Annotated in this window: 19 protein-coding genes and 1 other RNA gene; 12 read left to right on the top strand and 8 right to left on the bottom strand. The window is 69.1% G+C overall.

Annotated features, from left to right (window positions below; translation table 11 throughout):
• Positions 1 to 609 precede the first annotated feature (609 nt).
• Both rnpB and ABZ796_RS16930 read right to left on the bottom strand, forming a co-directional pair.
• An RNA gene (gene rnpB, locus ABZ796_RS16935) (RNase P RNA component class A) lies at positions 610 to 959 on the bottom strand.
• Positions 960 to 973: 14 nt separating this feature from the next.
• Complete coding sequence (locus ABZ796_RS16930; protein WP_357338364.1) at positions 974 to 1165, bottom strand: DUF1918 domain-containing protein; 192 nt, start codon at positions 1163 to 1165, stop codon at positions 974 to 976.
• An 88-nt stretch (positions 1166 to 1253) separates the two neighbouring features.
• Here ABZ796_RS16930 and ABZ796_RS16925 point away from each other — a divergent pair, with 88 nt between their 5' ends.
• The gene (locus ABZ796_RS16925; protein WP_357338363.1) at positions 1254 to 1679 is read left to right on the top strand and encodes a tetratricopeptide repeat protein; all 426 of its coding nucleotides are present in this window, start codon (positions 1254 to 1256) and stop codon (positions 1677 to 1679) included.
• Between the two features lie 53 nt (positions 1680 to 1732).
• The gene (locus tag ABZ796_RS16920) at positions 1733 to 2050 is read left to right on the top strand and encodes a 4a-hydroxytetrahydrobiopterin dehydratase (protein ID WP_357338362.1); all 318 of its coding nucleotides are present in this window, start codon (positions 1733 to 1735) and stop codon (positions 2048 to 2050) included.
• A 6-nt stretch (positions 2051 to 2056) separates the two neighbouring features.
• Here the strand turns inward: ABZ796_RS16920 and ABZ796_RS16915 are convergent, their stop codons facing one another.
• Genes ABZ796_RS16915 through ABZ796_RS16905 form a run of 3 tightly spaced genes read right to left on the bottom strand, consistent with a single transcriptional unit; the run spans position 2057 to position 5258 of the window.
• The gene (locus ABZ796_RS16915) at positions 2057 to 2818 is read right to left on the bottom strand and encodes a transglutaminase N-terminal domain-containing protein (RefSeq protein WP_357338361.1); all 762 of its coding nucleotides are present in this window, start codon (positions 2816 to 2818) and stop codon (positions 2057 to 2059) included.
• Between the two features lie 14 nt (positions 2819 to 2832).
• Positions 2833 to 3762 carry an alpha-E domain-containing protein gene (locus ABZ796_RS16910; RefSeq protein ID WP_357338360.1) on the bottom strand — a complete coding sequence of 310 codons (930 nt, stop codon included), beginning with the start codon at positions 3760 to 3762 and terminating at the stop codon, positions 2833 to 2835.
• A complete protein-coding gene (locus ABZ796_RS16905) occupies positions 3762 to 5258 on the bottom strand; it encodes a circularly permuted type 2 ATP-grasp protein (RefSeq protein ID WP_357338359.1) in 1497 nt (498 codons plus the stop codon). Before ABZ796_RS16905 ends, ABZ796_RS16910 begins: the two co-directional genes overlap by 1 nt.
• 75 nt (positions 5259 to 5333) lie before the next feature.
• On the opposite strand from ABZ796_RS16905, the gene ABZ796_RS16900 reads away from it, so the two are divergent.
• The gene (locus ABZ796_RS16900) at positions 5334 to 5543 is read left to right on the top strand and encodes a hypothetical protein (protein WP_357338358.1); all 210 of its coding nucleotides are present in this window, start codon (positions 5334 to 5336) and stop codon (positions 5541 to 5543) included.
• Between the two features lie 20 nt (positions 5544 to 5563).
• Here ABZ796_RS16900 and ABZ796_RS16895 read toward each other — a convergent pair whose 3' ends face one another.
• Positions 5564 to 6778 carry a PQQ-dependent sugar dehydrogenase gene (locus ABZ796_RS16895; RefSeq protein WP_357338357.1) on the bottom strand — a complete coding sequence of 405 codons (1215 nt, stop codon included), beginning with the start codon at positions 6776 to 6778 and terminating at the stop codon, positions 5564 to 5566.
• 43 nt (positions 6779 to 6821) lie between these two features.
• Here ABZ796_RS16895 and ABZ796_RS16890 point away from each other — a divergent pair, with 43 nt between their 5' ends.
• A complete protein-coding gene (locus ABZ796_RS16890; RefSeq protein ID WP_357338356.1) occupies positions 6822 to 7472 on the top strand; it encodes an ion channel in 651 nt (216 codons plus the stop codon).
• A 129-nt stretch (positions 7473 to 7601) separates the two neighbouring features.
• Here ABZ796_RS16890 and panB read toward each other — a convergent pair whose 3' ends face one another.
• Both panB and ABZ796_RS16880 read right to left on the bottom strand, forming a co-directional pair.
• Positions 7602 to 8486 carry a 3-methyl-2-oxobutanoate hydroxymethyltransferase gene (gene panB / locus ABZ796_RS16885; RefSeq protein ID WP_357338355.1) on the bottom strand — a complete coding sequence of 295 codons (885 nt, stop codon included), beginning with the start codon at positions 8484 to 8486 and terminating at the stop codon, positions 7602 to 7604.
• A 95-nt stretch (positions 8487 to 8581) separates the two neighbouring features.
• Positions 8582 to 9118: an N-acetyltransferase gene (locus tag ABZ796_RS16880; RefSeq protein WP_357338354.1), complete on the bottom strand. Its 537-nt coding sequence runs from the start codon at positions 9116 to 9118 to the stop codon at positions 8582 to 8584.
• 54 nt (positions 9119 to 9172) lie between these two features.
• Here ABZ796_RS16880 and ABZ796_RS16875 point away from each other — a divergent pair, with 54 nt between their 5' ends.
• The 8 genes from ABZ796_RS16875 to glnA all read left to right on the top strand — a co-directional run bounded on the left by ABZ796_RS16875 (position 9173) and on the right by glnA (position 16376).
• A complete protein-coding gene (locus tag ABZ796_RS16875; RefSeq protein ID WP_357338353.1) occupies positions 9173 to 9643 on the top strand; it encodes a GNAT family N-acetyltransferase in 471 nt (156 codons plus the stop codon).
• 139 nt (positions 9644 to 9782) lie between these two features.
• A complete protein-coding gene (locus ABZ796_RS16870) occupies positions 9783 to 10844 on the top strand; it encodes a DUF1080 domain-containing protein (RefSeq protein WP_357338352.1) in 1062 nt (353 codons plus the stop codon).
• Positions 10845 to 10908: 64 nt separating this feature from the next.
• The gene (locus tag ABZ796_RS16865) at positions 10909 to 12933 is read left to right on the top strand and encodes an NAD(+) synthase (protein ID WP_357338351.1); all 2025 of its coding nucleotides are present in this window, start codon (positions 10909 to 10911) and stop codon (positions 12931 to 12933) included.
• A 177-nt stretch (positions 12934 to 13110) separates the two neighbouring features.
• Complete coding sequence (locus ABZ796_RS16860; RefSeq protein ID WP_357338350.1) at positions 13111 to 13239, top strand: hypothetical protein; 129 nt, start codon at positions 13111 to 13113, stop codon at positions 13237 to 13239.
• 71 nt (positions 13240 to 13310) lie between these two features.
• Positions 13311 to 13946, top strand: coding sequence for a SatD family protein (locus ABZ796_RS16855; RefSeq protein WP_357338349.1), 636 nt, complete (start codon positions 13311 to 13313; stop codon positions 13944 to 13946).
• A 40-nt stretch (positions 13947 to 13986) separates the two neighbouring features.
• Complete coding sequence (locus tag ABZ796_RS16850) at positions 13987 to 14775, top strand: hypothetical protein (RefSeq protein ID WP_357338348.1); 789 nt, start codon at positions 13987 to 13989, stop codon at positions 14773 to 14775.
• Positions 14776 to 14797: 22 nt separating this feature from the next.
• Positions 14798 to 14989 carry a hypothetical protein gene (locus tag ABZ796_RS16845; RefSeq protein ID WP_357338347.1) on the top strand — a complete coding sequence of 64 codons (192 nt, stop codon included), beginning with the start codon at positions 14798 to 14800 and terminating at the stop codon, positions 14987 to 14989.
• Positions 14990 to 15038: 49 nt separating this feature from the next.
• Entirely contained in the window at positions 15039 to 16376 is a 1338-nt protein-coding gene (gene glnA, locus ABZ796_RS16840; protein ID WP_357338346.1) for a type I glutamate--ammonia ligase, read from the top strand.
• Positions 16377 to 16404: the final 28 nt, after the last annotated feature.

Genomic DNA, 16404 nt, shown 5'->3' with positions numbered 1-16404 from the left:
TGGTGGTGGAACAACAGCAGGCTTCACGGCGAGCTCGACTACCGCACACCCATCGAGGTCGAACAGGCCTACTACGCTGACCTTGATTCAGCCCAGCCGGCGACCGCCGGACAGGGAAACCGATAGGAACGAAACCCAGGGCGAATCAGTCCCGATCTTGTATGTAAACGGTCGTCGGCCAGTTGGTACTAGGCGGTCGCCGTAGGTCATTGATAGTGCGTTGAGGATGGGTCGGCAGCCATTGACTCAGCCGGTGGGGTTGTTGCCCTTGTTCTTCTCGCGGTGTCGGTTCGCGAGGCAGAAGACCTTGAGGGCTGCCCGTTCGTCGGGAAGTGCCCCGCGGCGTTTGGTCGCGACTCATTACTTCGCCTTGTTGCTGATCAGACACGGGAAGTCCGTCGTGGCGGTCCAGAAGGGGTCGGGACATATCACCGCAAAGGAGACGCTGGACACCTTCTCGCACCTCTGGCCCGACTCGGACGACCGCATCAGAGATGCCGTCGACCTGGCCCTCGGTGGGGTTCTGTGTTGGATATGGCTGGTCGGGTTGCAGACTCCGTGCGGTGGTTCCTCTGGTCAGTGTTCTGCCTGATCAGAGGAACCATGAAGCGGACGGGCTGGCCTGTAAGCCGGGTTCTGTGGTCGGCGACCATCCATCTCGGACCACCGTTGCCGATGGCCTCTAGCAACCTACCCGCGCACTCGGACGGACCGCCCTCAAACGTACGCTGTCTGGTCTTGCTCCGGGTGGGGTTTACCTAGCTCCTCGTGTCACCACGAGGACTGGTGGGCTCTTACCCCACCGTTTCACCCTTACCGCTACCTGGAGGGTAGCGGCGGTCTGTTCTCTGTGGCACTGTCCCGCGGGTCACCCCGGGTGGCCGTTAGCCACCACCCTGTCCTGTGGAGCCCGGACTTTCCTCGACGTATCTCTACGACGCGATCGCCCGGCCAGCCCGTCCGCATGAAAAGTCTAAGGCGAGGCAGGCTCGATGTGGGCATCCGGACCGGGGAAGACGAGCGACTCGTGGTCGCTGTCGCTCCAGCGTACGAGGTAGGGCGGGCTGCCGTCGGGGTGGCTGACCTCGATGATCTCGGCCTCCCGAACGTGGTCCCCGACGTGCTGGCCCGCCACGACGAGGTGGTCACCAACTGATGCGTGCATGCGCGTTCACCTCCTCACCGTCACCATGGTGCTCCCATCGCGGGCTCAGATGGAATACCGTGGCGGGGTATCACGTTCGGAGGGCATGATGACAGAGAACGAAGACTTCGAGTACGTAGCCCCGGCTGTCGTCTTCCCGGGCCAGACCTCGCACGAGGTGGCCTATCGGACGGCCCACGACCTGCTCTCGCGGCGTTTCCCGGTGGAGGCGCTGGAGATCCTGGAGCCGGCGTTGGCCGACGACCCCGACAACATCGGGCTGCGGAGCATGCGGGCGTGGGCCTACATGCTGCGGGCCCAGCTCGCCAAGGCCGAGGCCGAGCTGCGCTGGCTCGTCGAGCGCGACCCCAGCGACGCGTGGAGCCAGCACTCGCTGGGTCGCGTCCTGGAGCGCCAGGACCGTCTCGAGGACGCGCTCGGCCCGCTGCGCCTGGCGGCCGTGATGAGCGACGACTACGACCATAACGCAGCCGTCTACCGCGTACGCAACCGGCTCGCCCAGCGTCAGGAGTGAGCCCAGCGGTGGCTCGGATGACGCGACGACCCCGGCGATGGCAGGGTGGGGGTATGGAACCTGACACCACGACCCTCGACGCCGAGCAGGTCGCCCAGGAGCAGCTGGCGGGCTGGACGTTCGAGCCCGGCGATGCCGGCGCCCCCGACAGCATCGCCGCCCGCGTGGAGACCGGTGACTTCATCACCGGTCTCTCGCTGGTCAACGCCATCGGGGCGAAGGCCGAGGAGGCCAACCACCACCCCGACATCGACCTGCGCTACCCCTACGTCGAGATCCGGCTCTCCAGCCACGACGCCGGCGGGGTCACCAGCCGCGACATCGCGCTGGCGAAGGTGATCAACGGGCTCGCGGCGGAGTCCTCGATCTGAGCGTGGCTAGGCGAGCCGGGTCATCTCGACGGTGACCTCGACGGCCGGCTCCTCCGGCCCGGAGTAGATCCCACCCAGCGGCTCGACGTCGGTGTGGTCACGGCCCGTGCCCACACCGACGTACGCGTCGCCGGGCTCGGTGCCGGTGACGGGGTCGATCCCGTGCCAGCCGTTGTCCCACCACTCCACCCAGGAGTGGGCGCCGCCGGGGTAGACGTAGCCGGAGACGTAGCGCGCCGGGATCCCGACCGTACGCAGCGCCCCGAGCAGCTGGTGAGCGGCGTCCAGAGCCAGGTAGCCGCTGGCAGCGGCCTCGGCGGCGACTTCCTGAGCGATCGCGGTCGTGGCCTCGCCGGGAAGCGCGGCCTCGGCAGCCAACGACTTCGCCCGCAGCGCGAGCGGCTCGGACGGTGTGACCGACGGCTGCAGCCCGAGGAACTCGATGAACCGGTCCGCGACCCCGGGCAGGGCCGCCTCCTCCCAGGTGAGCACCGGCGCCGCCCCGGGCTTCCGGTCGACCTGGACGGTGCTGGTCGCGGAGACCTTCAGGGTCCGGTGCGCCTCGATCACCTCGATCGCGGTGACCTCGTTGCCGAAGTAGTCCTTGTACTCATAGGTCCACGGCTTGGGGGAGACGTCGATGCGGTGGTGGACCACGATCTGGTCGGGCGTGGTCAGGGGCGTCAGCCGCGCCTGGTTGTAGGAGGCGACCGCGGCTCGCTCGTAGGTGAACGTCGTGGTGTGCACGATGCGGAACTGCATGCTCATCTCGATCAGACTCCTCAGACCGGCTGCCAGGCCAGCGCCTCGGCGCCGGCGAAGTAGCGCTTGGTGACCGCCTCGGTGGCCTCGGCGCAGGTGACCTGGAGCCGCTCCATCTCGGCGGGCAGGTCCGCGAGCAGATCGTGGAGCGAGCGATACTCCAGCGACGCCCGCATCCTGCCGATCAGCCGGTGGGCCTCGTCGGTGAAGCCGGCACGGCGCGTCGTCCCCTCCAGGGTGTCCAGCGCCCCCTCGGCCCGCTGCAGCGCGTGCACCACCGAGCGCGGGAAGATCCGGTCCAGCAGCAGGAACTCGGCAGCCGCCTGCTCGGTCTCGACCCCCTTGTTGACCCGTAGGAACGCGTCGTACGCCCCGCAGGCGCGCAGCGTCGAGTTCCACTGCGAGGCCCCGCCGGCCGAGGTCAGCGAGGTGGTCGCCACCAGCCGCGAGGTCATGTCGTCGCGCTCGACGTAGCGCCCGAGCATCAGGAACTGCCAGGACTCATCTCGCATCATCGTGGCGTCGGCGGTGCCGTTGATCTGCGCCACCCGGTCGCGCACCCAGCCGAAGATGAACGGCGCCCGCATGTGCTTGAACTGGCCGGCAGGGATCGCCCGGTAGGTGGTGTTGAGCGCTTCCCACAAGGGGACCGAGAGCGTCTCCCGGGCCCCACGGGCCGACTCCCGGGCGGCGCCCAGCGCATAGGCCATCGAGGTCGGTGCGGTGGTGTCGTACGCCAGCATGTCCAGCATCTGCGGCAGGCCGACCTTCTCGGTGGGCGGGATCTCGACGCCCATCACCGCCAGCAGCGAACGGCAGGCCGTCTCCACGTCGGTGGCGGCGTCCTCGAGGATGTGCTGGGTCTGCACGTCGAGTATCCGCGCGGTGTCCTCGGCACGCTCCACGTAGCGTCCGATCCAGAACATCGACTCGGCGATGCGACTCAGCATCACGCAACCCCCTGCGTTTGAGACTGGCCCTGACTCTGACCCCGACCGGACGGCCGGGACGACGTCGGTCCGGCGAGCACCCAGGTGTCCTTCGAGCCGCCGCCGCGGGAGCTGTTCACGATCAGCTCGCCCTCTGCGAGCGCCACCCGGGTCAGGCCGCCGGGAAGAACCCAGACCTTGTCGCCATCATTGACCGCGAACGGCCTCAGGTCCACATGCCGCGCCCCGAGACTTCCGTCGGTGAAGGTCGGGACCGTCGAGAGCTGCACCACCGGCTGCGCGATCCAGGAGCGGGGATCCTCCAGGATCTTGCCGCGCAGGACCTCCAGCTCGCGCGCCGAGGCTGCCGGCCCGATCACGATCCCCTTGCCGCCGGAGCCGTCGACGGGCTTGAGCACGAGCTCGTCGAGCCGATCGAGGACCTCCTCGCGGGAGGAGGCATCGCCCATCCGCCAGGTGTCGACGTTCTTGATGATCGGGTCCTCCGCCAGGTAGTAGCGGATGATGTCGGGCATGTAGGTGTAGACGAGCTTGTCGTCGGCGACCCCGTTGCCCACCGCGTTGGCCAGCGTCACGTTGCCCATCCGGGCGGCGTCGATCAGCCCCACGCAGCCGAGCATCGAGTCGGGGCGGAAGTGCACCGGATCGAGGAACTCGTCATCGATGCGCCGGTAGATGACGTGCACCGGGGCCAGCCCCTTGGTCGTACGCATCAGCACCTGCCCGTTGCGGCAGACCAGGTCGCGCCCCTCGACGAGCTCGACCCCCATCGTCCGGGCCAGCAGCGCGTGCTCGAAGTAGGCGCCGTTGTAGACGCCGGGGGTCAGGACGACGACGTTGGGGTCCGCGACACCCGCTGGAGCGGCGGCGCGCAGCGCCGCGAGGAGCTTCTGCGGGTAGTTGGCCACCGGCCGGATCCGGTGCTCGGCGATCGCCTCCGGGAGCGCGGCCGAGATCGCGCGACGGTTGGTCATGACGTACGAGACGCCCGACGGGACCCGCACGTTGTCCTCCAGCACGCGGAACTCGCCGGTGTTGTCCCGGACCAGGTCGATGCCCGAGACCTGGACGCGTACGCCGTTGGGCGGGTGCACCCCCGCGGCAGCGCGGTGGTAGTGGCTGGAGGTGGTGATCACCTCGCGCGGGATGACCCCGTCGTCGAAGACCTTGCCCTCGTCGTAGACGTCGGCGAGGAACAGCTCCAGCGCCTTGACCCGCTGCTGGACGCCCTTGTCGATCGTCGCCCAGGTGTCCCGCTCGATGACCCGCGGCACGATGTCGAGCGGGAAGGCCCGCTCCTCGCCGCCGATGTCGAAGGTGACGCCCTGGTCGAGATAGCTGGCCTGCATCGCCTCGACCCGGCTGATCAGCTCCGAAGCGCTGAGCCGGCCCAGCGAGTCGCCGAGCCGTTGATAGGGCGGCCGGAGCTCGCTGCCGACGAACATCTCGTCATAGGCCGGATCCCGAGTCTCGTAGGCATCGAAAATCTGGCTCATGGAGGCAACCTACTGAAATCCGTGTAACAGCGCTGTTGCCCACGCGAACATCTCGGGCAACGGTAAGTTGGTGATATGAGCGACGAGCACGCGGGCGAGTACTACTACTGCCTCAAGCACAAGACCGTCGAGCCGTACGAGGGCTGCAAGGCCAAGGACCGCCTCGGCCCCTACGCCTCCCACGCCGAGGCCTCCCGAGCACTCGAGCACGTTCAGGAGAACAATGAGCGCTGGGACAAGGAGGACAAGGCCTGGGAGGGCGACGCCGGCAACGAGGAGCGGTGATCCTCGGCTCCGGGTGACCCTCAGCGCGGGGTGACCCGGAGCAGCACGTCCTCCCCGCCGTTGTCGGTGGTGACGAGCAGGTCGCCGTCGGCGGCCAGCGAGACCGTACGCAGCCGCCCGTAGTCCTGCAGCACCTCGGGCGAACGGTCCTCGGTGAGCTTCCCGGACTCGTCGAAGGAGAGGATCCGCAGCTCCTGGTCCTTGAGCACGGCGACCGCGAGCGCACCGCCGTAGGCGCCCCACCGCTCCTGGACCGGGATGAAGGTGCCGCCACCGGTCGCGACGGTCGGGTCGCCGGAGCTCCAGGCCGCCTCGATCTGCTTGCCGGGCAGGTTCTGGTCGGTCATCGGCACCGACTCGTCGTAGCCGGCACCCGGGTTCCAGCCGTAGTCGCCGCCCAGCGTGATCTCGTTGACCTCGTCGTCGCGGTCGGGGCCGTGCTCGATCGACCAGATGGTGCCGTCGGCCCGCTGCGCCAGACCCTGCACGTTGCGGTGGCCGAAGCTCGTGATGAATCGTCGCGGCCCTTCGTCACCCGCCCACGGGTTGCCCGGCCACGGCTCGCCGGTCTCCGGGTCCAGCCGCAGCGTCTTCCCGCCCAGGGAGTCGAGGTTGCGCGGGTTCTCCTCGTTCGCGGCGTCGCCGGTGCCCACCCACAGCGCACCGTCGTCGCTGATCAGCAGGCGGCAGCCGCCGTGCCTGCCGCTGCTCGTGGGGAAGCCGTCGATGAGCGTCCGCTCCTGGGTGGCCCTGGTCAGTCCGGCGTCGAGAATCCAGGAGATGACGCGTACGTCCTGGCCGTCGTTCCATCCCTGGCAGGTGTAGATGCGCCGGTTCTCGGCGAAGCCGGGGTCGACCTCCAGGCCCATCAGGCCGGTCTCCCCGGAGACCCAGATGTCGTTGTCCTCGAGCGGGATCTCGCGCCGCTCGCCGCCCTCGACCAGCGACAGGACGGCCCGGTCGCGCTCAGTGACCAGGAACCGGTCCTCGCCGATGTCGGCGACGTCCCAGGGGTGGTCGAGCTCGTCGTTGACGACCTCCACGTCGAGCTCCGGCACCCGGTCGGACATCGGCAGCACCGCCGCGGGAGCCGAGGAGGAGGCGCTCGGGGGCGCACTGGCCGAACCCGACGGGTTCAGCGGCGGCGGTGTCGTGGCAGGAGAGGAGTCTCCGGAGCAGGCCGCGGTCGAGAGCCCGAGAGCGATCACGGAGGCGAGGGCCATGGCAGCGCGCATGGTGCCGACGGTACTGGCCGGGTGGGCCCTAGGGTGTGCGGTTGTGACGAACGTGATCAGGGCGATGCGCGAGCACCCCTCCGCCGTACTCCTGCTCGGACAGGTGGTGGCGATCCTGGCCTACCCCTTCCTGGACGGCTCGACCACCGGCCGCGCCGCGCTCGGCGTTCTGCAGCTGCTGCTCCTGCTGGCAGCGGTCGCGGCCGTACGCATGACCCCCGCGTTCTCCTGGGCGGCCATCATCTTCGGAGGGCCGGCGACGATCTTCGCGGTGTGGGAGTCCGTCGCACCGAACGAAGGCTGGGTGGTGCTGACCTCGGCCTTCTTCCACGTCCCGTTCTATCTCTTCGTCTCCTACGCGATGATCCGTTACCTCTTCCACGACGACGTGGTGACCCGCGACGAGCTCTTCGCGACCGGGGCGGCATTCACCGTGGTCGCCTGGGCCTTCGCTTACCTGTACGCGGCGATCCAGGTGATCTGGCCGGGCTCGTTCGGCGACCACCGGCAGTGGTTCGACCTGCTCTACCTCTCCTTCACGACGCTGACCTCGGTCGGTCTCTCCGACCTCGTCCCCGTGCTTCCCCACGCCCGCTCGGTCGTGATGATCGAGCAGGTCGCGGGGGTCTTCTACGTCGCTCTGGTGGTCGCCCGCCTGGTCGGCCTGGCGGCCGCCAGGGCCCGACGCGCCTAGATTCTGAGGACGCCTGCTGATCACCGGGACCAGGACACCCCGTGGGAACAGGACCCGAGAAGTGGTCAAGATGGGCCCGGCAGGGAGTCAGCAGACGGCCCATCTTGACCACTTCGTCGGAGGAGATCCTCAGAAGGTGTGCTCAGGACCCGGGAAGGTCGAGCCCTTGACGTCGGAGATGTAGGCCTCGGCGCCTTCGGACAGGACCGACTTCACGTCGGCGTACTGCTTCACGAAGCGGGCCATCTTGCCGCTGCGCATGCCGAAGGCGTCCTGCCAGACCAGCACCTGGCCGTCGCAGTCGGGGCCGGCGCCGATGCCGATCGTCGGGATGTCGAGCTCCTTGGAGATCTGCGCGGCGACCTCACCGGGGACCATCTCCATGACGACCGCGAACGCGCCGGCCTCCTGGACGGCCTTGGCGTCGTCGATGATCCGGTCGGAGGCGTCTCCTCGGCCCTGGACGCGGTAGCCGCCGAGCACGTGCTCGGACTGCGGGGTGAAGCCGATGTGGGCGATGACCGGGATGCCGCCCTCGGTCAGCTTCTTGATCACCGGAGCCATCTCGGCGCCGCCCTCGAGCTTCACGCAGTGGGCGCCCGCCTCCTTCATGAACCGCACGGCGGTCAGGTAGCCCTGCTCGGGCGAGGCCTGGTAGGACCCGAAGGGCAGGTCGCCGACGACCATCGCCCGCTTCACGCTGCGCGAGACCGCGCGGGTCAGCGGCAGCAGCTCGTCCACGGTCACCGGAAGCGACGTCTCGTTGCCGAGGACGTTGTTGGAGGCCGAGTCACCGACGAGCAGCAGGTCGACCCCGGCCTCGTCGAAGATCTGGGCGGAGTACATGTCGTAGGAGGTCAGCATCGTGATCTTCTCGCCACGCTGCTTCATCTCGCGAAGATGATGCGTGCGCACCTTGCGTACGGGCTTGGCCGGCGCGCTGGCAGTCGTGCTGGCGGCAGCACCGGTCCCGTAAGGGGCGGTCTCCTCAGCAGAGGGGTTCGTGCTCATCATCGAGCCTTTCTGGTGTCATCTCGCAGCTCCCTGATGGAGTCCACGGACTACCTCCAGCGTAGGCCGACACGGTGTCGTCCGCGCTGTGGTGGTGATCACAGCCGGTCGAAGGGCGCCGCGTAGGCGAACCTCCCGCGCACGGATGGGTCGTACGCCGCCAGCGGCCGTGCCTGGAAGTAGTCGCCCCAGGCGGGATCGGGTGATTCGATGCCGAGGCTCGAGGCCGGCACGAAACCGAAGCGGCCGTAGTAGGCCGGGGAGCCGAGGAGGACGACGATCGGCTCGCCCAGGGCGTCGGCCGCGCCGAGGACGGCGTGCATCAGCGCCGAGCCGACGCCGTCGCGCTGCCGGGCGGGGGAGACGCTGACCGGGCCGAGACCGAGCGCGGGCCGGCCGGCGAGGGGCCCACGTGTGGCCACGACGTGACCGACGATCTCGCCGTCGGCCTCGGCGACCAGCGAGAGTTCCGGGATCCAGCCCGGATCCTCACGCAGCCACCCCACCAGCGTCGCCTCGCCGGGGACCCCGTCGGGCTCGATCGGCGGTGCGGAGTGCTCCACACCGGAGAAGGCGGCGGCGGTGACCGCACGGATGTCGGCCACGTCCTCGAGACGTTCGCGTCGGATCAGCACGGTCCGACGCTAAACCGAACGACAGCCCCGGCGCTCCTGGTTATCGTCGCGTCCATGCGGGTGCGAGAGGCGACGACGGCGGACCTCGACGCGGTGATCCACGTCGGGGTGACGACCTGGCGGGCGACGTACCCGCCGATCACCGGCGAGGCGTACGTCGAGGAGGGCATCGCGAAGTGGTGGGCCCCGGACGCGGTGCTCCCCGGGATCAGGGCCGGCACCGTGCTCGTCGCCGAGATCGACGGCCGGGTCGTCGCGATGGCCTCCTACTCGGTTTTCGAGGACCACCTGATGCTCTGGAAGCTGTACGTCCTGCCTGACTCTCAGGGCTCCGGCGCCGGTGGCGCGCTGCTGGCCGAGGTGATCGCCCTCGCCGGCGACCTGCCCCTACGCCTCACCCACCTCGTCGGCAACGACCGCGCCCACGCCGTCTACGAGCGGCTCGGTTTCGTCGAGTCGGCCTCGGTTCCCAGCCCCATCGACGGCGGTCCGGAGGAGATCGTGATGGAGCGCCCGGTGGGCTGATCCCAGTTGCCCGGGCGCAACTTTTGCAGGTTTTCTGCGAAAGTCGTTCGGGATCGGTTGAAAGTCAGCGGTGGTCGCCACTAGCATCCGACGTGACGCGCATCACATCTCATTCGGCGTCCCGACGTTCGGAGTCTCGATGTCCCACTTCCTCCACTCACGCCGCACTCGGACCCGGCTCGCCGTCGGCTCGGCCGTCCTCGGGATCGCCGCCCTGTGCCTGGGCGGCCCTGCCGGAGCCGCGACCCCTGCTGAGGTGCCATCGACGACCGCCACCTGTCCCGCCCCTGATGCGCGCCCGAACGTGGTCTTCCTCGATCTCGACAGCGGCGTCGCCAACAGCACCCTGAGCTCCGGCTGCACCATCAACGACGTCATCGACGACGAGCGGACGTGGCCGACCCATGGTGCCTTCGTGAAGCACGTCCGCGGCGTCACCGCCGATCTGGTCGCCGCCGGTGAGGTGACGCGGGCCGAGGCCGGCCGGCTGCAGTCCGCCGCCGGCCGCTCGCAGGTCGGGAGGGTCGAGGGTTACGACTGGCTCTTCGACGGCTCGAGCGACTCCTTCGAGGACTGGGCGTACGCCGGCGACGGCGGGTTCGACCTGGTGCCGGACGGCACCATCCGCAGCCGCGCCGGAGCCGGTGGCGGGTTCGGCACCCTGTGGTACCCGGAGCGGGAGTTCGGCGACTTCTCGCTGCGACTGCAGTTCCGCGACGACGCACCCGGTGCGGCCCGCGGGAACAGTGGCGTCCAGGTCCGCTTCCCCGAGCTGTGGGGTCCGGTCGAGGGCTGCCCCACGACGTTCAACGGCAGCGAGACCGGCAACCTCTCCTGGATCGCGGTCAACTGTGGCCACGAGATCCAGGTCAACGACTCGCCGGAGGGCGGTAGCAACGACCCCCGCAAGACCGGGTCGATCTACGGCTTCGCCGACCTCACCCTGGCCGAGGCGCGCCCGACCCCGAAGGGCACCTGGAACGACCTCGAGATCCGCGTCGTCGGGCAGCACTACACCGTGATCCGCAACGGTGCCGTGATCAACGAGTTCGAGAACCTGCCCGGGCTGCCGTTCCCCGGTCGCCCGAACGACCCGGACTCCAGCAGCCGAGGGCTGACCGGTCACGTCGGGGTCCAGGCTCACGGCAGCACCCCGGACGTGGTCTCCTACCGGAACATCCGCATCCGCGACCTGTCCTGAGGTCGCACCTGGTCGGCGGCGGGCATCGGGTGGCCGGACGGGCCATCGCGCCTAGACTCCGGGTGTGGACTTCTACTCCGCCTACTCCCATGGCTTCGCGCGGGTCGCGGCGTGCACCATCCCGATCTCCGTCGCCGACCCGGCCGCCAACGCGCGCGAGGTGATCGCGCAGGCCCGCGAGTGCTCCGACGAGGGCGTGGCCGTGGCGGTCTTCCCGGAGCTGTGCCTCTCGGGCTACTCGATCGATGACCTCGTCCTGCAGCGCACGCTTCTCGACGCCGTCCACGCCGCGATCAGCGCGATCGTGGTGGCCTCCGAGGAGCTGCTCTCGGTGATCGTCGTCGGAGCGCCGCTGCGCCACGGCGACCGGGTGCTCAACACCGCGGTCGTGATCCACGGTGGGGAGGTGCTCGGCGTGGTGCCCAAGACCTACCTGCCGACCTACCGCGAGTTCTACGAGAAGCGGTGGTACGGCACGGGAGACGGCGCCGACGGCACCATCATGCTCGGCGGCGAGGAGGTGCCGCTCAGCAACGAGCTGCTCTTCCGGTGCACCGACGTCAAGGATCTCGTCTTCCACGTCGAGGTCTGCGAGGACATGTGGGTCCCGGTGCCGCCGAGCGCCAAGGCCGCGCTGGCCGGCGCGACCGTGCTGCTCAACCTCTCCGCCAGCCCGATCACCGTCGGCCGCTCCGACGCGCGCCGCCTCCTGGTGCAGTCGGCGAGCGCGCGGTGCCTGGCGGCGTACGTCTACACCGCCGCCGGCCAGGGCGAGTCGACGACCGACCTGTCCTGGGACGGGCAGACGATGGCGTACGAGCTCGGTGAGCTGCTGGGGGAGACCGAGCGGTTCCCCGACGGGCCGCGGCGCACCGTGGTCGACGTCGACCTGGAGCGGATCCGCGCCGAGCGGATCCGGCAGGGCACCTTCGACGACAACCGGCGGGCCGAGGGGGCCTTCCACTCCGAGATCGAGTTCGAGCTCGCGCCGCCCCTGACCGGCGACGGGCTGCGCCGCAAGGTCGACCGGTTCCCGTTCGTCCCCGACGACCCCGACAAGCTCGCGCTGGAGTGCTACGAGGCCTACAACATCCAGGTCTCCGGGCTCGAGAAGCGGCTCCAGTCGATCGGCCCGGACACGAAGATCGTCATCGGCGTCTCCGGCGGGCTCGACTCCACCCATGCGCTGATCGTGGCCGCCAAGGCACTGGAGCGGCTCGGCCGCCCGGCGAGCGACATCCTGGCGTTCACGATGCCCGGCTTCGCGACCTCCGACAACACCAGGTCCAACGCGATCAAGCTGATGGAGGCGCTCGGGACGACCTACGAGACGCTCGACATCCGTCCCACCGCCACCCAGATGCTCAAGGAGATCGGCCATCCGGCCGGCGACGGCGAGCCGGTCTACGACGTCACTTTCGAGAACGTCCAGGCTGGGCTTCGTACGGACTTCCTGTTCCGCATCGCCAACCAGCGCGGTGGCATCGTGCTGGGCACCGGTGACCTCTCCGAGCTGGCGCTCGGCTGGGCGACCTACGGCGTCGGCGACCAGATGTCGCACTACAACGTCAACGCCGGGGTGCCGAAGACGCTGATCCAGCACCTGATCCGCTGGGTGATCACCACCGAGCAGTTCGACGGCACCGCCGACGAGGTGCTCCAGGCGATCCTCGACCAGGAGATCTCGCCCGAGCTCGTGCCGGGGGAGGAGCTGCAGTCGACGGAGCAGAAGATCGGCCCGTACGCCCTGCAGGACTTCACCCTCTTCCACACCGTGCGCAACGGCTTCTCGCCCTCGAAGATCGCCTTCCTGGCCTGGAACGCCTGGCACGACGTCGAGGCCGGCGAGTGGCCCCCGGGGTTCCCCGAGGACAAGCGGGCGGCGTACGAGATGAAGGAGATCCGTGCCTGGCTCGAGGTGTTCGTGAGGCGCTTCTTCGCCAACCAGTTCAAGCGCTCGGCGCTGCCCAACGGGCCGAAGGTCCACAACGGCGGCACCATGTCGCCCCGCGGCGACTGGCGGATGCCCTCCGACGCCTCCCCGGCCGCCTGGCTCGCCGAGATCGAGGCTCGGGTCCCGGCGGAGTAGCCGGCCGGGAGCGGCGATGATTGCGCGAGCTCGGAACGCCGAGTCGCGATAGCGTCCGGAGCATGTCGTCCAAGAGCGCGGTCTGGGCCGTGGTGCATGCCGAACGCCAGGCGTTGATCAGCGATCTCGAGACGATCGCGTCGGCGCAGTGGGCGACGCCTTCGCTGTGCCGAGACGGTGATCGGGACCGGTCCCGAGGTCCGCGGCAGCGCGATCGCGCTCGTGCTCGCGCTGTCCGGCCGCCCGGTCGGGCCCGGCGAACTCGCCGGACCGGGGGCGAGCACGATGCCCATCCTCTCGCAGTGAAGGCAATGGCTTCATTGAAGTCGAATAAAGCCAGTACCTTCATTTTCTAAAAATGAAGGTATGATCTTCATATGGTGTCGGTGGCGACAGTGATCGGCGACCTCGTGGGGTCGCGCACCACGTCCGACCGTGCAAAGGCTCACCAGGCCTTCGAGGGCGCCATCGAGGAGATCAACGAGACGTGGCAGCCGGTCACGCCGCTGCGGATCACGGTCGGCGACGAGTACCAGGGCGCCTTCGAGACCGTCGGCGCCGCGATCCAGGCCGCATTCCGGCTGCGGATCGCGCTCGACCCCGTGGTCGGCGTACGGCACGGCATCAGCTGGGGCGCCACCCGAGTGCTCCGCGACGCCCCCCGGGTCGAGGACGGACCGGGCTGGTGGTCCGCGCGGGCGGCGATCGAGGCGGCAGAGCGGGCCGAGAACAAGGCGGCCTCGCGCAGCGTACGGACCTGGTACCAGCCGGCGGAGGGCGCGGGTGGGCCGGACCCGGCCGCGGTCAACGCCGCTCTGGTCGCGCGCGACGAGCTCTTTTCTCGCCTGGATCGAGCCTCGGTGTCGGTGCTTTCTGGCATGCTCTCCGCCATGTCTCAGAAGGCCATCGCCGCCGAGCTCGACATCACCCCCTCCGCCGTCTCCCAGCGCGTCCGCCGCGACGGCATCGCCGTGATCGTGCGCGCCGACGAGCTGTTGGGAGAGGTGCGATGAGCGAGCGCAAGCGAGCGAGCGATCGGGTCATCATGCCGCCGTGTCCGTATCCTGGCGCTTGCGCTACGGGGGCGGCGGCATGAGCTGGATAGCGTTGCTGCTGATCGGGGTGGGCACGGTCGACTTCGCCCACGCGCTCATCGACCCGCTCCGGCGGATCCGCTGGGTGCCCGAGGCGATCGGCGCCGTGGTCGTGATCGCGTTCGGTCTGCTCTCGGCCCTCTTCGGTGGCGACCTGGCCGCGGTGATCGTCATCGCCGGGATCGCGGTGCTGTGGGGCTTCCTGGCCCACCCGCCCCAGGGCTCGGACAAGAACCCTCGCCCGGGGATCCCGCTGGCCCTGCTGAGCACGACGATCTTCGTCGGGATCCTGCTGGCCCCGGTGGCCGGCGAGGTCGGCGGACCGGTCGCCGCGTGGACGGAGCAGGCGCCCTGGGCCTGGGTCGAGGCGGCACGCCCCGAGGCGGTGCTGCTCGCCTTCGGTGGCCTGCTGGTCCAGATCTCGACCGGCAACGTCGTGGTGCAGCTCGTCCTCGACGTGGCCAAGGTGGCCAACCCGCTCGACGGGGTCGCCGGCAACAATCTCAAGGGCGGCCGGCTCCTGGGCCCGCTCGAGCGGCTGACGATCTTCGGGCTCGGTCTCACCGGCAGTCTCGCCGCCGCCGGCCTGGTGGTCGCCGCCAAGGGGCTGATCCGCTGGCCGGAGCTGCAGTCGTTCCGTGGCGAGAGCGATGGGCCGAGCATCAACGACGTGACCGAGTACTTCCTCGTCGGCAGCTTCGTCTCCTGGATGACCTCGCTGGTGACCCTCGCCCTGGTCATCACCTAGCCCGAGACTAGATTGCGGTGCCATGACTGTGGGTAAGGCTCTTGGGCTGCTGGTGGCCGTCGTGCTCCTCCTGGCCGGCGGAGCGCTGGCGCTGACCGGCATGGGCTATCTCGGCGGAGGCGGCACGAGCACCTCCTGGTCGGTTCTCGGAGCGGCCCTGGCGGGGTTCGGGGTGGCGCTGGTGATCTCGATCTTCAGAGGTCCCGGCCGCTGAGCGTGGCGCGAAGGTCTCAGCTGTAACGTCGGACCGTTAGTGTTCACGCATGGGCAAGCAACAGGACTTCGTGCTCCGCGCACTCGAAGAGCGGGACGTACGTTTCGTGCGACTGTGGTTCACCGACGTGCTCGGTTATCTGAAGTCGGTCGCGGTGGCACCGGCCGAGCTCGAGAGCGCCTTCGCGGAGGGCATCGGCTTCGACGGCAGTGCGATCGAGGGGTTCGCGCGGGTGACCGAGGCCGACATGCTGGCCCTGCCGGACCCGAGCACGTTCCAGATCCTGCCGTGGCGCACGGATGGCCCGTCCACCGGACGTATGTTCTGCGACATCGTGATGCCCGACGGTTCGCCGTCGTACGCGGACCCGCGCTACGTCCTCAAGCGCACCCTGTCCAACGCCGCGGAGAAGGGCTTCACCTTCTACACGCACCCGGAGATCGAGTTCTACCTCTTCAAGGACAACCCGCGCGACGGCAGCGAGCCGACCCCGGTCGACTCCAGCGGCTACTTCGACCACACCGCCCAGTCGATGGGCGCCGACTTCCGGCGTGAGGCGATCACGATGCTGGAGGCGATGGGGATCTCGGTGGAGTACAGCCACCACGAGGGCGGCCCGGGCCAGAACGAGATCGACCTGCGCTACGCCGACGCGCTGAGCACCGCCGACAACATCATGACCTTCCGCACGGTCATCCGTGAGGTCGCGCTGAGCCAGGGCATCTGGGCGAGCTTCATGCCCAAGCCGTTCACCGAGCACCCGGGCTCGGGCATGCACACCCACCTGAGCCTGTTCGAGGGCGACGCCAACGCGTTCTACGAGCCCGGCGCCGAATACCAGCTCTCCAAGACCGGCCGCAGCTTCATCGGCGGCGTGCTCCGTCACGCCGGCGAGATCACCGCGGTGACCAACCAGTGGGTCAACTCCTACAAGCGCCTGATCGGCGGGGGAGAGGCGCCGGCTCACGTCGCCTGGGGCCACAACAACCGCTCCGCGCTGGTCCGGGTGCCGATGTACAAGCCGCTCAAGGGCCAGTCGACCCGCATCGAGGTCAGGACCCTCGACGCCGCCTGCAACCCCTACCTGGCCTTCGCCGTGATCCTGGCGGCCGGCATGAAGGGCATCGAGGAGGGCTACGAGCTGCCGCGTGAGGCGGAGGACGACGTGTGGGCGCTGACCGAGCGCGAGCGCAAGAGCCTCGGCATCGACCCGCTGCCGGAGAACCTCGACGAGGCGATCGGGATCGCCGAGGACTCCGAGCTGCTCGCCGAGACCCTGGGGGAGCACGTCTTCGACTTCTTCCTGCGCAACAAGCGTGCCGAGTGGGCCGCCTACCGCGAGCAGGTGACCGCCTACGAGCGCTCCCGGATGCTGCCGGTCATCTGAGCCAGCAAACTGGTTGTCAAGGAAACTC

The sequence above is a fragment of the Nocardioides sp. NPDC047086 genome, assembly GCF_040643685.1.
Lineage (GTDB): Bacteria > Actinomycetota > Actinomycetes > Propionibacteriales > Nocardioidaceae > Nocardioides.
Note: the sequence above shows the minus strand (reverse complement) of the source record. Positions and strands in the feature narration are given on the sequence as shown.

Bases quoted from the DNA above. Each gene is read 5' to 3' on its own strand.
- ABZ796_RS16930 (WP_357338364.1), bottom strand. From the start codon at position 1,165: ATGCACGCATCAGTTGGTGACCACCTCGTCGTGGCGGGCCAGCACGTC.
- ABZ796_RS16925 (WP_357338363.1), top strand. From the start codon at position 1,254: ATGACAGAGAACGAAGACTTCGAGTACGTAGCCCCGGCTGTCGTCTTC.
- ABZ796_RS16920 (WP_357338362.1), top strand. From the start codon at position 1,733: ATGGAACCTGACACCACGACCCTCGACGCCGAGCAGGTCGCCCAGGAG.
- ABZ796_RS16915 (WP_357338361.1), bottom strand. From the start codon at position 2,818: ATGAGCATGCAGTTCCGCATCGTGCACACCACGACGTTCACCTACGAG.
- ABZ796_RS16910 (WP_357338360.1), bottom strand. From the start codon at position 3,762: ATGCTGAGTCGCATCGCCGAGTCGATGTTCTGGATCGGACGCTACGTG.
- ABZ796_RS16905 (WP_357338359.1), bottom strand. From the start codon at position 5,258: ATGAGCCAGATTTTCGATGCCTACGAGACTCGGGATCCGGCCTATGAC.
- ABZ796_RS16900 (WP_357338358.1), top strand. From the start codon at position 5,334: ATGAGCGACGAGCACGCGGGCGAGTACTACTACTGCCTCAAGCACAAG.
- ABZ796_RS16895 (WP_357338357.1), bottom strand. From the start codon at position 6,778: ATGCGCGCTGCCATGGCCCTCGCCTCCGTGATCGCTCTCGGGCTCTCG.
- panB (WP_357338355.1), bottom strand. From the start codon at position 8,486: ATGATGAGCACGAACCCCTCTGCTGAGGAGACCGCCCCTTACGGGACC.
- ABZ796_RS16875 (WP_357338353.1), top strand. From the start codon at position 9,173: ATGCGGGTGCGAGAGGCGACGACGGCGGACCTCGACGCGGTGATCCAC.
- ABZ796_RS16870 (WP_357338352.1), top strand. From the start codon at position 9,783: ATGTCCCACTTCCTCCACTCACGCCGCACTCGGACCCGGCTCGCCGTC.
- ABZ796_RS16855 (WP_357338349.1), top strand. From the start codon at position 13,311: ATGGTGTCGGTGGCGACAGTGATCGGCGACCTCGTGGGGTCGCGCACC.
- ABZ796_RS16845 (WP_357338347.1), top strand. From the start codon at position 14,798: ATGACTGTGGGTAAGGCTCTTGGGCTGCTGGTGGCCGTCGTGCTCCTC.
- glnA (WP_357338346.1), top strand. From the start codon at position 15,039: ATGGGCAAGCAACAGGACTTCGTGCTCCGCGCACTCGAAGAGCGGGAC.